At 73.2% G+C, this 12,940-nt stretch carries 8 protein-coding genes; 4 read left to right on the top strand and 4 right to left on the bottom strand.

Going from position 1 to position 12,940, the window contains the following annotated elements; translation table 11 throughout:
* Window positions 1-14 precede the first annotated feature (14 nt).
* Entirely contained in the window at window positions 15-2,468 is a 2,454-nt protein-coding gene (locus tag BM028_RS03775; RefSeq protein WP_092384616.1) for a LuxR C-terminal-related transcriptional regulator, read from the top strand.
* Window positions 2,469-2,558: 90 nt separating this feature from the next.
* On the opposite strand, the gene BM028_RS03770 is transcribed toward BM028_RS03775, so the two are convergent.
* Window positions 2,559-3,557, bottom strand: a complete 999-nt coding sequence (locus BM028_RS03770; RefSeq protein ID WP_254789380.1) for a LacI family DNA-binding transcriptional regulator — start codon at window positions 3,555-3,557, stop codon at window positions 2,559-2,561.
* Window positions 3,558-3,796: 239 nt separating this feature from the next.
* Here BM028_RS03770 and BM028_RS18430 point away from each other — a divergent pair, with 239 nt between their 5' ends.
* Both BM028_RS18430 and BM028_RS03765 read left to right on the top strand, forming a co-directional pair.
* Window positions 3,797-4,693, top strand: a complete 897-nt coding sequence (locus BM028_RS18430) for a hypothetical protein (protein ID WP_175495978.1) — start codon at window positions 3,797-3,799, stop codon at window positions 4,691-4,693.
* Between the two features lie 10 nt (window positions 4,694-4,703).
* Complete coding sequence (locus tag BM028_RS03765; protein ID WP_175495977.1) at window positions 4,704-5,507, top strand: NAD-dependent epimerase/dehydratase family protein; 804 nt, start codon at window positions 4,704-4,706, stop codon at window positions 5,505-5,507.
* A gap of 79 nt (window positions 5,508-5,586) precedes the next feature.
* Here the strand turns inward: BM028_RS03765 and BM028_RS03760 are convergent, their stop codons facing one another.
* The 3 genes from BM028_RS03760 to BM028_RS03750 are packed head-to-tail and all read right to left on the bottom strand — an operon-like array spanning window position 5,587 to window position 9,007.
* Window positions 5,587-7,656, bottom strand: a complete 2,070-nt coding sequence (locus tag BM028_RS03760) for a YhgE/Pip family protein (protein ID WP_092384612.1) — start codon at window positions 7,654-7,656, stop codon at window positions 5,587-5,589.
* Window positions 7,653-8,351, bottom strand: a complete 699-nt coding sequence (locus BM028_RS03755) for a hypothetical protein (protein ID WP_092384610.1) — start codon at window positions 8,349-8,351, stop codon at window positions 7,653-7,655. Before BM028_RS03755 ends, BM028_RS03760 begins: the two co-directional genes overlap by 4 nt.
* A complete protein-coding gene (locus tag BM028_RS03750) occupies window positions 8,348-9,007 on the bottom strand; it encodes a TetR/AcrR family transcriptional regulator (RefSeq protein WP_092384608.1) in 660 nt (219 codons plus the stop codon). Before BM028_RS03750 ends, BM028_RS03755 begins: the two co-directional genes overlap by 4 nt.
* 161 nt (window positions 9,008-9,168) lie before the next feature.
* Between BM028_RS03750 and BM028_RS03745 the strand changes: the two genes are divergently transcribed.
* On the top strand, window positions 9,169-12,840 hold the full coding sequence (locus BM028_RS03745) for a S8 family peptidase (protein WP_139219739.1): 3,672 nt from the start codon (window positions 9,169-9,171) through the stop codon (window positions 12,838-12,840).
* Window positions 12,841-12,940: the final 100 nt, after the last annotated feature.

Below are 12,940 nucleotides of genomic sequence, written 5' to 3'. Positions count from 1 at the left end.
CGGCCCGTCCACCGGTGGTGCCCCTCCCTCGCCCGCACGCGACCGCCCAGGTGGGCGGTGTCCGTCGCGCCACGCCGCTCCTCCACCGCGCGCGGCTGGTGTCGACGATCGAGCGAGCCGTCCGCGCCGGCGGGGTGGTCGTCGTCGCCGGCCCACCGCGGTCCGGCGTGACGACGCTCGTCGCCGACTGGGCGGACCGGACGTCGGTGCCGGTCGAGCACGCCGCGGGCGCCGCGGGGCAGCTCCGGCAGGTGGCCGACGACGAGCGGGCCAGGAGGCGCGCCCTCCTCGTCGACGACGCCCACCTGCTCGGGCCGGCCGGCACCAGGGCCCTGCTCGCCGCCGGCGCGGAGCGTCCCGTCGTCCTCGCCGGACGGCCGGGGGCCGTGCTCGACGCCGTCGCCGACGAGACGCACGCCACCGTGATCGGCCCCGGGGACCTCGCGTTCGACGCCGCCGAGACCGCCGCCCTGCTCGGCCGTGCGGTCGGTGTCGTGATCGCCCCCGCGTTCGTCGCCCGGACCGCTGCCGAGGTGGGCGGTGTCGCGGGCGTACTCGCCGCTGCCGCCACCGCGGTCGCCGACGAGGACCGGCCACCCGTCGACCTCGCCGCGCGGTTCGACCACGCGGCGACGGCGGCGACCGGTGCGTGGGTCCGCGAGACCGTGCAGGACCCGTGGCTGCGGACCTTCGGGGAACGGGCCGCGGTGGTGCCGTCCGCCCCGGACGAGTTCCTGGCCGAGCTCGGCGGGGACGCAGACGTCGACCTCGCCTCGGTGCACCGGGCAGCCGCGGACGCCGGCCTCGGACAGCTCGACGACGACGGGTTCACCTGGTTCGACGGCATCGCCCGGGCACTCCGGGCCGCCGGTGCCGCGACGGACGCCGAGCGCCACCGCGAGGTCGTCCGTCGGGCCGCGGCGTGGGCGATCACCCACGACGACACCGTCACCGCCATCGACGCGGCCGTCCAGCTCGACGACCTCGACCTGCTCTCCGACGTCCTCACCGCCGCGTGGACACGGATCACCGGCCCAGGGGCCCCGGCGATCGCCCGGCTCCTCGACCCGATCCGTCCGAAGCGCGCGGCACGGCACCCCGTCGTGCTCGCCGCGATCGCCCGGTCGGAGTCGGCCGCCGACCGGCACCACGCACGAGCCTCCCGGGTGAACGCCGCCGTCATCCCCGCGGTGGCCGCCGTCCTGCCCACCGCCCCGCCCGCCGACGCCGTGTTCCTCGCCGCGATCGACGCACAGGCCCGGCGGATCGTCGGCGACGACGTGGGCGCCGTGGCGGCGGCGACCACGGCCCGGACCCGGCTCGACGCGCTCGACGCGACGTCTGCCGACCGACTCGCACCGCGCCTCCCGTTCGTCCTCCAGCAGATCGCGGCCACCGAGCTGGCGGACCGCGACGGCGAGGGGGCACTCGCCACCCTCGCCCGCATCGAGCCCGTCGAGGGTGCCGACGGCGACCTGCAGCGTGCGGCCGCCGAGGGACTGACGGCGCTCGTGCACGCCCTCAGCGGCGAGGTGGACGTCGCGCGCCGGCTGCTCGACGGCGGACGACCGCTCGACGTGCCCACGGGCGCCCTCGCGACGGCGATCGTCGCGCTGGAGCAGGGCGAGCCGGACGAGGTGCAGCAGATCCTCCGCAGGGTCGACCCGCTCTTCGGCGCGTTCGAGCACTGGCCGATCGTGCTCGCCCTCCGCGCCCGTGCCAGCACCGTCGCCGGGCGGGTCCCGCCGGCCGACCAGCTCGCCGCGCACGACGCCGGGGTGCAGCGCTACCGGCAGCGCAGCACCGCCGGGGGCGTCGGCGCTCGGATGCTCGCCCTCGCCCGGGTGCGGCTCCAACTCGCCGCCGGACAGCTGTCGCAGGCCGAGCGTGCGCTCGGGGCGCTCGGGCCGGTGCAGGTCTGGAACGCCGCCGAGCACATGGGCCTCGCACTCGCCCGGGCCGAGCCGGAGCGGGCACTCGCCATCGTCAACGCCGTCACCGTGCACGGGGTCTACCAGGCCCGCACGACCGCGCTCCTCGTGCTGCTGCGGGCCGTGGCGCTCCGACGGACCGGTGACGTGCTCGGCGCGGTCGCGGCCTTCCACGAGGCGATGGACCTGTTCGACCGGCACGGCCTCCGTGGGGAGCTGCTCACGCCGCCGCGGGACGACGTCCGGCAGCTGGTCGAGGCGTCGGGGGACGAGCGGGTGCGGGCGCTGTGGGCGTCGCTGAGCGGGCTGCGGTCGGTGTTCCCGGGGCCGGACGTCGGCGTGGTGCTGTCCGAGCGGGAGTCGGTCGTCCTGGGGCTGCTCGGGGAGCCGTTGAGCGTGCCGGGGATCGCGTCGGAGCTGCACGTGTCGGTGAACACCGTGAAGACCCAGGTGCGGAGCGTGTACCGGAAGCTCGGGGTGTCGACGCGGCGGGAGGCCGTGGAGCAGGGGCGGTCGCTCGGGTTGTCCGGCGCGTAGGCGTCAGCGCGCCGCGGTGGTGCGCGGGTCGTCCGGCGCGTCGGCGTCAGCGCGCAGGGGCGGTCGCTCGGGTCGTCCGGGGCGTCGGCGTCAGCGCGCCGCCGTGGTGCGCCGCGCGACCAACCGGGGCTCGACCAGGACCTCGGTGGCCGCCGACGTCGGGTCGGCGATCCGCGCGAGGAGCCGCTCGCCGGCGCCGCGCCCGATCTCGACACTGCGGTCGTCGATGCTCGTGAGCCCCACGTACCGCGTCGCCGCGAGCGGGGTGTCGTCGTAGCCCATGACCGACACGTCCTCGGGGACGCGCAGCCCACGCTCGGCGAGCTCGGACAGGGCGCCGAGCGCCATCACGTCGTTCGCGGCGAAGACGGCCGTCACCTCGGGGTGCGCGTCGAGGAGTTGCGCCAGGGCGCGCGACCCGGCCTCCTCGGTGGGCTCGCCCGGGAGCACGACCGTCGTGACCTCGGCGCGGCCGTCGACACCGGCGCTGAACCCCGTGCGTCGTTCGTCGGACGCGGCCGACGAGGCGCCGACGAACCCGAGGCGCGTGTGGCCGAGGGCGAGCAGGTGCTCCGCGGCCATCGCCCCGCCCGCGCGGTCGTCGTTCGCCACGGTGTCCGCGCGGGGGATCGCGACGCGGCCGCCGGCGATGACGAGCGGGGTCGAGGCGGGGATCGCGAGGTCGGTGTCGGGCTCGCCGGCGATGACGATCCCCTCGACGCGCATGGACAGGAAGCCCTCGACCGGCGAGGCGTCGAGCCCGGTGTTGAGGAAGCGGTCCGCGACGACGAGCCGGTGGCCCTGGTCCTGCAGTGCCTCGCGCAGGCCGGTCAGCAGGTCGACGAACCACTGGTTCCGGAAGTCGTCGAGGACGACGCCGATCGTCCGGGAGCGCGTACCCGCGAGCGACACCGCGGCCGTGGATGGGCGGTAGTCGAGCTCCTGGATCGCCTTGAGCACCGCATCACGCCGCTGCTGGCTCACCCGCGGGGAGCGCTGCAGGACGAGCGACACGAGGGACTTCGAGACCCCGGCGCGCGCGGCGACGTCGTAGATGGTCGCGGGTTTGCCGGCTCCCATGATCTGCATCGACCTCCGTGGCTCTCCCGTCGATGGTAGCGGGGGTGGCGCGCGTGAGGCGCGCGTGCGGCGCGCCGGGCGCGCGGCCGCTTCGTGAGCAGAAATGGTCGGGTGCGTGGTGCCGACCCGACATCTTCTGCTCACGATCTGCGCGTGGTCACTCCTCCACACGGGAGGCGCGGTGCGAGTTCTGCACGAGTGCTTCCGTTCGGGGGTGGTGCGGGAGCGCGGGGCGCGAGGGTGACCGCATGCGACCACGCCCGCTTCCGCCCGCGCTCCGCAACCGCGCGTTCGACGTCCACGCCGCGGACCGCGCAGGAGTCTCCCGACAGCGACTCCGTCGGAGCGACCTCGTCCGGCCCACCCGTTCGATCCGGTGGGCCCGCGACCGCCCACCCGACGCCGTGCACCGGATCCGAGCCCTCCGGCCGGTCCTGCTGCCCGGACAGTTCGTCAGCCACGTCTCCGCCGCCGTGCTCTGGGGGCTGCCCGTCCCGGTCGACGACGAGGCGCCGGTGCACGTCACGAGTCCGATCCCGACCGCCCAACCGCGTCGCACGGGCGTGGTCGGACACCGGATCACGCCCGACCGAGCGGACGTCGCCGAGCGGTGGGGCATGCCCGCGAGCACTCCCGCAGCGCTGTGGGTCGACTGCGGCGCGATGCTGACGACCGACGAGCTCGTCGTGCTCGGCGACGCGATCGTGACCGAGCCACGGTGTCGCACGACGATCGACGACCTCCGGACCGCACTCGTCCGGGCCGGAGCCCGAGCAGGCGTCCGGAAGCTGCGGACGGCGATCGAGCTGGTCCGGGTCGGTGCCGGCTCGCCCCAGGAGACGCGGGCGCGGCTCGCGATCGTCCGCGCGGGCCTTCCCGAACCGGAACTGCAGGTCGAGATCCGAGACGAGGCAGGGTCCTTCGTCGGTCGGGTCGACATGGCCTACCCGCGGCACCGCGTCCTGATCGAGTACGAGGGCGACCACCACCGCACAGATGCCGCGCAGTGGGCCAGCGACCTCCGTCGCTACCGTGAGGCCGAGCGCCTCGGCTGGGTCGTCGTCCGGTGGTCGCGCTCGGACCTCACCCGGTACCTCGCCGAGGCCATCGGACACCTGCGGTCGGTGCTCACACGCCGGGGGTAGCGTCCGGGCAATGGCGACGCTGCTCATCACCGGGGCCGCAGGACGGATCGGCGCTGCACTCCGGCCCCGACTCCTCGCGGCCGGTCACGACCTCGTGCTGTTCGACGAGCGCACGCCGGACGACCCACCGACCGGTGGTGAGCGCTTCGTGCCCGGGTCGGTGCACGACGCCGATGCCCTCGACGACGCGCTGATCGGCGTCGACACCGTCGTCCACCTGGCGGGCATCCCGACCGAGGCCGCGTGGGACGACCTCGTCGCGGCGAACCTCACCGGGACGAAGAACGTGCTCGAGCGAGCGGCCGCGGCCGGGGTCCTCCGGGTCGTCCAGGCGAGCTCGATCCACGCCGTCGGCCGAGTGCCCGAGCCGCTCGACGAACCGGGGAGCGTGCCCGGGGACCGGCTGCCCCGGCCGGACACGTACTACGGCGTGACGAAGGCCGGGATGGAACTCCTCGGCAGTCTCTTCGCCGATCGGTTCGGGATGTCGATCGTCTCGGCACGCATCGGGGCGTTCGGCGAGCAGCCGTCGTCCGGTCGTGCGCTCCTGATGTGGAGCTCGCCGGACGACCTGGTGCGGTTGGTCCTGGCGACGGTCGCGCTCCGGGACCCGGGGCACCACGTCGTGTGGGCGCTGTCCCGGAACACCGGGTCCCCGGCCGACCTCACCGCGGGGGAGCGGATCGGCTTCGTGCCGGTCGACGACGCCTCGGGCGTGCTGGACCCCGACGCCCGTGCGGCCCTGCCCGCCGAGGACCTCCGCTACCTCGGTGGCGACATGGTCGAGCTGCCGCTCGGGCGGAGCACTTCGTGAGCAGAAATGGTCGGGTTCCCTGAGGTCACCCGACCATTTCTGCTCACGAAGCGGCGCGGCGGCGCGCGCCCGCCCCCCGCTACCCGATCAGGCTCGGGCGCAGGTCGCGCAGCGTCCGCGACCGGGTCTGCCGCGCCGTCACGACGAACGACACCAGGAGCGCCCCGAGCAGCCAGCACGCGAGCACGCCCGCGTCCGACCACGCCGCACCGAGGTCCCCGCCGTACATCGTCTGCCGGATCGCGTCGACCGAGTACGTCATCGGCAGCGCGAAGTGCAGCGCCGCCAACGGCCCCGGCAGCGTCTGCCACGGGAACGTCCCGCCGGCGGTGACGAGCTGCACGAGCATGAGCACCAGGCCGAGGAACTGCCCCACCGAGCCGAGCAGCACGTTCAGCGCCATGATGATCGCCGCGAACGTCGCCGATGCCAGTACCATGACCCCGATCGTCGCCCCGGCGTGCACGACGTTCAGGTCGAGGGCGAACCGGACGATGAAGAACAGTGCCACCATCTGCACGAGTCCGAGCAGCGCCGGCGTCAGCCATCCGCCGAACACCACCGCGAGGGGCTTCCGCACCGCGGTGATCGCCCGCTTCGAGATCGGCTTCAGGATGAGGAACAGCGCGTACATGCCGATCCAGGCCGCGAGGGAGATGAAGAACGGCGCGAGACCGGCCCCGTAGTTGTCCGCCGCCGCGACGTTGTCGTCCCCGACCTTGACCGGGTCCGAGATCACCGACGCCTGGTCCTCACGCTGCGAGGCGTTCGACGCCGGGATCTTCGTGCGGCCCTCGTCGAGCTTCGAGGCGAGCTCGGACGAGCCGCTCTGCAGCTTCGTCAGCCCGGACGCCAACGACTTCGCGCCGTCGTCGGCCGAGGCCGCTCCGGACGCCAAGGAAGCCGCACCGGACGACAGCGTGGGCGCGGCCGACGCGAGCTGCGAGGTGCCAGAGGCCACCTGCGACGAGCCGGACGCCAACTGCGCGGCACCGTCCGCAGCGGAGGAGACCCCGCCGGCCAGGGTGGGGGCCGCCGTCGCCAGGGCGGAGGTGCCGGCCGCGACCTGGGCGGACCCGTCGCGCAGCTGGTCGACGCCCTCGAGCGCGGCCTTGGCCTTCGCGAGATCAGCCTTCGTCTTCTCGTCACCGAGCTGCGCCTCGACGGTGGAGGTGATGACCGCCTGCACCTCCGGCGTCAGTTCCACCCCACGGTCCGCGGCGGCCTTCGTGATCGCCGCCGTCACGGTGTCGGGGGAGAGGCCGTTCAGGGCGTCGAGCGCTGGGTCGGTCTGGTCGGCCAGTGCCCTGTTGCCGGCCGCGACCTTCTGGGCACCCTCGTTCAGCTGCGCGGTCTGCGCCGGCAGCGACGCGGTCTGCTGCTTGGCCGTCTGCAGCCCCGAGGACAGCGTCGCCGCCCCGGAGGCGACCTGCTGGGCGCCCTGGTCGAGCGCAGCGGTCTGCGACGGCAACGCGGCGGTCCCGTCCGCGAGCGTCGCCGCCCCGGAAGCGAGCTTCCCGGTGCCGTCCGCGAGCGTGGCCGCGCCCGACGCAGCGGACTTCGCACCGGAGGCGAGCTGCCCCGCGCCGTCGACCGCGTCGCCCAGGCTGTCGCGCACGTCGGCGAGCCCCACGAGCAGGGTCTTCGCCGCCTGCTTCCCGACCCGCTCGGCGACGGCGGTGCGCATCGTCTTGCCCGCCTGCTCAGCGATGGTCGAGGCGAGGTACGAGTTCGTGTCCGCCGTCGTCATCACGAGCTCGGCACGCTTCGGGTCGTCGGACTGTGCGGAGACGAGGGACTCCGAGAAGTCGTGCGGGATCGTCACGACGAAGTCGTACGTGCCGTTCCGGACGCCGGAGCGCGCGTCGGCCGCGGTCGTCTTCGTCCACTTGAAGTCGGCGCCGTCGATGGCCTCCTTCGTGACGTCCTTGCCGTAGTCGACGTGGTCGCCGTCGAGCGTCGCCCCGGCATCCTGGTCGACGATGGCGGCTGGGACCTGGTCGAGCTTCGCGTACGGGTCGCGGTTCGCCCAGAGGTAGGCGCCGCCGTACAGCAGCGGCACGACCATGAGCGCGATGAACGCGAGTCGTGCGAGCGGGGTCGCGGTGAGTCGCGCCAGTTCGGCGCGGACGAGCGAGGTGGTGGTCACGCGGTCGCCTCCGTGGGCAGGTGGTCGGTGTCGGACTGGAGGCGCGGGTCGTCTCCGTCAGGTCGGGCCACGTCCTCGGGGTCCTCGGTCTGGATGGTGTCGAGCAGGTGTTCGACGGTCGCGGCTGCGGCCTTGGAGGTCACGAGCACGACGGTCACGCCGCGGCGGGCGACGTCGCGGACGACCGCGAACCACCCCTCCACGGCGCCGCCGTGCCGTTCGGGCGAGGTGATGACGAGCCCGGTCACCCCGTCCCGCAGCAGGGCGAGTTCGACGAGGAGCCGGACCCGCACGTCGGTCGGGACCCGCTGCACGTGCGTGTCGGCGTAGTCCCGCAGCCCGAGCTCGTCGAGCACGGTGTCGACGTGCTCGCGGGAGGGCCGCTGTCCGGCGAAGGCGAGCTCCTCGCGCACGATGCGCTTGACGCTCATCACGGGGAAGGGCTCGGCGATGCCCGGCGTGTCCACGAGGGCGAACGTCCTCCGGACCGCCGCGGCGTCGTCGTGCCCGTCGAGCAGCACGCGACCGGTCTCGGGCCGCATGCGCCCGCCGGCGACGAGCGAGGCGAGCACGGGTGCCTGCTCCGTCTCGACGGCGACGACACCGGGGCGGCCGGGGGCGGCGACGGCGGAGACGACGGGCAGCGCGGCACCGGGCTCGTCGCCGATGCCGACGTGGTCGAGTTCGAGCGTCATGCGCGGTCCTTCTCTGTGGAGACCTTCGTGGTGGAGGCGGCCGGCTCGGAGAGCGAAGCGGTGCGCCAGTCGATGCCGGCCATCCCGAGCGCCGAGAGGACGACCATGCGGCGTCCGTCGTCGTCGGAGGTGCCGGAGCGCGTGGCTTCGTCGAGCACGGCGATGCAGGCGCCCTCGACGAGCCGGCCGAGCGTCGCGGGGTCGACGTCGTCGCGCATGGTGCCGTCGGCGATCCCGAGGGCGCACGCGTCGCGGACCTGGGCGCGCAGGGGTGCGAACACCGCGGCCACGGACTCGCTGAACGGGCTGCGGATCGCGACCCGGGCCATCGATCGGACGTGGGACACCTCGGACCACAGCGTCACCGCGATGGCGGCGAGCCGAGCGGCCGGTGGGAGTGCGCCGAGGTCCGCCGCGGTCGGCATCGCACCGGCGACACGGGCGGCTCCGGCGGTGACGACCTCGCGCACGAGGTCGTCACGGGAGGGGAAGTGTCCGTAGACCGCACGCCGGGAGAGTCCCGCGGCGGACGCGATCGTCTCGAGCGAGACGTCCGGGTCCGCCTGGAGCGCGGTCTTCGCCGCCTCGATCAGGGCAGCCCGGTTCTCCGTCGCGTCCCGACGGGGAGCGCGTGCGGGCTGGTCAGGAGTGGTCACGCACCCCATCGTAATAACGTGCACACACGTGTGCAAGTTATCAGTTCCGGCACCCCCGACCGAGGGTGGTCCCCCAAAGTGCCGACTGCGCTCCCTGAGAGCAAGCGCATAACTTCACAGCAATTCCATGAAGAACACGGACGGAGCCGGGAGTGCGCCTTTTGAACCGTGCAACACCGAACGACAACCCGAACCCGAACCCCCATCGCATCGCACGCGTCCTGACCGCCGGCATCGCCGCCGCGGCCCTCGCGTGCGGTGGGCTCGCCGTCGGTGGGGCGGCCTCCGCGGCCCCGTCCGGCCTCTCGCCCGCCGACCTGAAGATCGCGCAGCCGCTGCGTGACGCGAAGCCCCAGAAGACGATCGCGGCGTTCGTGCGCACGACCGGCCAGGGCGCCCTCGAGGTCGACGCGAAGGCCAAGGGCGGCGACTTGACGAAGTCGAAGACGCAGTCCTCGGCCGCGAAGCAGCGCGTCAAGGCGATCGGCTCGACCGTCGACGCGGTCCGCGCTGCCGTCAAGCAGTCCGACGCGGACGCCACCGAGCTCTACTCGACCGAGTACACCGTCCCGGGCATCGCCGTCGTCGCCGACGTCGAGGCGCTCCGGAAGGTCGCGGCGCGCTCCGACGTCGCGAGCATCATCCCGCTCACGCCGAAGAAGGTCGTCGAGCCGACGGTCAACGAGGACGCCTCGGCGGCCCCGTCCGGCGTCGACCCGAGCCTCGCGAAGCCGGGCGCGGACGGCGTCAGCCCGAAGAACGCGGCGAGCGACGTGTACACGCGGGCACTCAATGCGTGGCAGCAGACCGGCCACACCGGCAAGGGCGTCAACGTCGCCGTGCTGGACACCGGCCTCGACTACACCCAGGCGGACTTCGGCGGCCCCGGCACCACGGCGGCCTACGACGCTGCCCTCGCCTCGACGAGTGCGCCTGCTCAGGGCTCGTACGACCCGCAGAAGTTCCTCGGCGGGTACGACTTCGCCGGGCCGACCTACAACGCGGACCCGACCGACCCCGACACCTACCAGCCGGTGCCCGCGCCGGACGACAACCCGATCGACGGCAAGGGCGGCGACCACGGCACGCACGTGTCCGGCACGATCGCCGGCTACGGCCTCGACGCCGACAAGCAGACCTTCGACGGCGACTACACCAAGCTCACCACGCAGCAGGTGCAGGACATGTGGATCGGTCCGGGCACCGCGCCCGAGGCCGGCCTCTACGCCCTCAAGGTGTTCGGCGACGGCGGCGGCTCGACCGACCTCACCGGTGCCGCGCTCGACTGGGTCGGCCAGTCGCTGACCGAGGGCAAGGACATCAACGTCCTCAACCTGTCGCTCGGTTCCGACTACGGCGCACCGGACGACCCCGACAACGCGAAGATCGACGCGCTCACCGCCCGCGGTGTCCTGCCCGTGATCGCCTCGGGCAACGCCGACGACTTCACCGACATCGGTGGCTCGCCCGGGAACGCCGAGGGTGCCCTGACGGTCGCCGCCAGCGCCACCGGCCAGTCGCTCTACGACGGTGTCCAGGTGACCGCCCCGTCCGCCGTCGCGAAGACCTACCGCGCGCAGTACTCCCAGAACTTCCAGGGCACGCTGCCGGTCGAGGGCGACGTCGTCGTCCCGACCACGAACGTCGACGGCTGCACGCCCTTCACGGGTGCGGACGCCGCGGCCGTCGCAGGCAAGGTCGTCTGGCTCAAGTGGACCGACGCCGCGCTCGAGTGCGGGTCCGGGGTCCGGTTCAACAACGTCCAGGCCGCCGGCGGCGTCGGCGTGCTCCTCGCGGGCACGATCAACACCTTCAGCTCGGGCATCGCGGGGAACGCGACCATCCCGGGTGCCGAGCTGACCAAGGACAGCGTGACGAGCCTCCTGGCCTCTGCCAAGGCCGGGACCCTGCACGTGAAGTTCGCCGACGAGCTCAAGGGCTTCGAACTCGCCACCGACCCCGAGGCCGTGAACACGCTCGCGTCGTTCACCAGCCGCGGTGTCCACGGTTCGTTCGGTGACATCGTCAAGCCGGACATCGCCGGCCCCGGGGTCAACGTGGTCTCCGCGGCCAACGGCACCGGCGACGACCGCATGTCGATGAGCGGCACGTCGATGGCGACGCCGGACGTGGCGGGCATCGCCGCGCTGACGTTCGAGTCGCACCCGACCTGGTCGGCCCCGGACGTCAAGGCCGCGCTCATGAACACGGCCACGCACGACGTCAAGGACGGCTCCGGCACGGCGACCCTGCTGCGCCAGGGCACCGGCCGCGTCGACGCCCTGCAGGCCGTCACCGCCGACACCACCGTGAAGAGCGTCGAGAACGGTCAGCTCGTGACCGCCTCGTTCGGTGTCGTCGAGGTCTCGGGCAAGACCAGCGAGACCCGGTCGCTCCTCATCGAGAACACCGACTCCACGGCCCACACCTACGACGTGGCCTACCAGCCGCAGGTGTCCCAGCCGGGTGTCGCGTTCTCGCTCAGCACGAAGCGCGTCACCGTCGGCCCCGGTCGAGGTGCCGTCGTGGACCTGACGTTCACGGTCGCCGACCCGACGCAGCTCCGCCGCGTCATCGACCCCACCCAGGAGTCGGTGCAGCAGGGCTACCAGCGGGAGTTCGTCACCGCCGCGACCGGTCTCGTGACCTTCACCCCGACCGACAAGACGCTCGACCCGCTGCGCCTCGGCACGTACGTCGCGCCGAAGCCGGTCAGCGCCGTGCGCGGTTCGGGTGTGTCGTTCACCGGGTCCCAGAAGACCGCGAACCTCGCGCTGAGCGGCCGCACGGTCGACCAGGGCGGCCTGACCTCCGGCTACCACGCCGCGGTCGCACCGTTCGTGCTCGGCGGGACGGACGGCGTGGAGTCGTTCCCGACGGGTTCGGCGTCGCAGTCGCTCAAGGCCGCTGACGTCCGTGCCTACGGCGTCAGCTACGACAAGGCGTCGGACACCCTCGCGTTCGGTGTGCAGACGGCCGGTCCCGACGCCAACCCGGGCGCCGTGACCAACGTCGAGGTGTTCATCGACACGAACGGCGACGGCAAGGACGACTACCTCGTCTACGACGCGAAGTCGTCCGTCGTCGACGCGACGCTCGTCACGACGATCGACCTCGCCAAGGCTGCGCAGGCCGTCGACGACCCCGACATCGACCCGGTGGTCGACGCCTTCCCGCTCAACGGCGGTGCCCCCGGCCAGGACGTCAACACGTTCGACAGTGCCGTCAAGGTGCTGCCGGTGACGGCCTCGGCGATCGGTGCCGCGGGCAAGACCATCTCGTACCGGGTGGAGACCGAGTCGGCGTACGCGCCGGGTGCGGCCACCAGCGGGTCCTCGGTGGTCGACGTGACCTCGACGGCGAAGTTCAACCTCGCCAAGCCGACGCTCACGTTCGCCCAGGGTGGTCAGGGCGGCACGCTGTTCGCCGACAAGGGCACGCTCCAGGTCACCCGCGGCGCCGGTGTGGCCAGCGCCCGGATCCTGCTGCTGCACCTCGGCAACGCGGTCGGCAGCCAGGCCCAGAGCGCCGCGGCGACCTGGGTGGCCCCGGCACTGACGCTCGTCAAGGGCAGTGCGGTCTCCATCAGCGGCAAGCCGACGGTCGGCACGAAGCTCAAGGCGAACCACGGCACGTGGAACGGCTCGGGCGTCACGTACTCGTACCAGTGGCTCCGTGACGGCAAGGCGGTGAAGAGCGCGACGAGCTCGTCCTACAAGCTCGGCACGTCCGACGCCGGCCACACCTTCTCGGTGAAGGTCGTCGCGACGGCGAAGGGCTACCAGGACGGCACGTCGACCTCGAAGTCGACCGCCAAGGTCGCTCGCCGCTAGGCACCGACACCACCACTCGGGCCCCGTCGCACCCCAGCGGCGGGGCCCGCAGTGCGTCAAGAGGACATGTAGTTAGACAAACTAGTTATCCGGTGGGAGG

It is taken from the genome of Curtobacterium sp. YR515 (assembly GCF_900113095.1).
Lineage (GTDB): Bacteria > Actinomycetota > Actinomycetes > Actinomycetales > Microbacteriaceae > Curtobacterium.
This window is presented reverse-complemented; position numbering and strand designations above follow the sequence as displayed.

Bases quoted from the DNA above. Each gene is read 5' to 3' on its own strand.
- BM028_RS03765 (WP_175495977.1), top strand. From the start codon at position 4,704: ATGGCGACGCTGCTCATCACCGGGGCCGCAGGACGGATCGGCGCTGCA.
- BM028_RS03770 (WP_254789380.1), bottom strand. From the start codon at position 3,557: ATGCAGATCATGGGAGCCGGCAAACCCGCGACCATCTACGACGTCGCC.
- BM028_RS18430 (WP_175495978.1), top strand. From the start codon at position 3,797: ATGCGACCACGCCCGCTTCCGCCCGCGCTCCGCAACCGCGCGTTCGAC.
- BM028_RS03755 (WP_092384610.1), bottom strand. From the start codon at position 8,351: ATGACGCTCGAACTCGACCACGTCGGCATCGGCGACGAGCCCGGTGCC.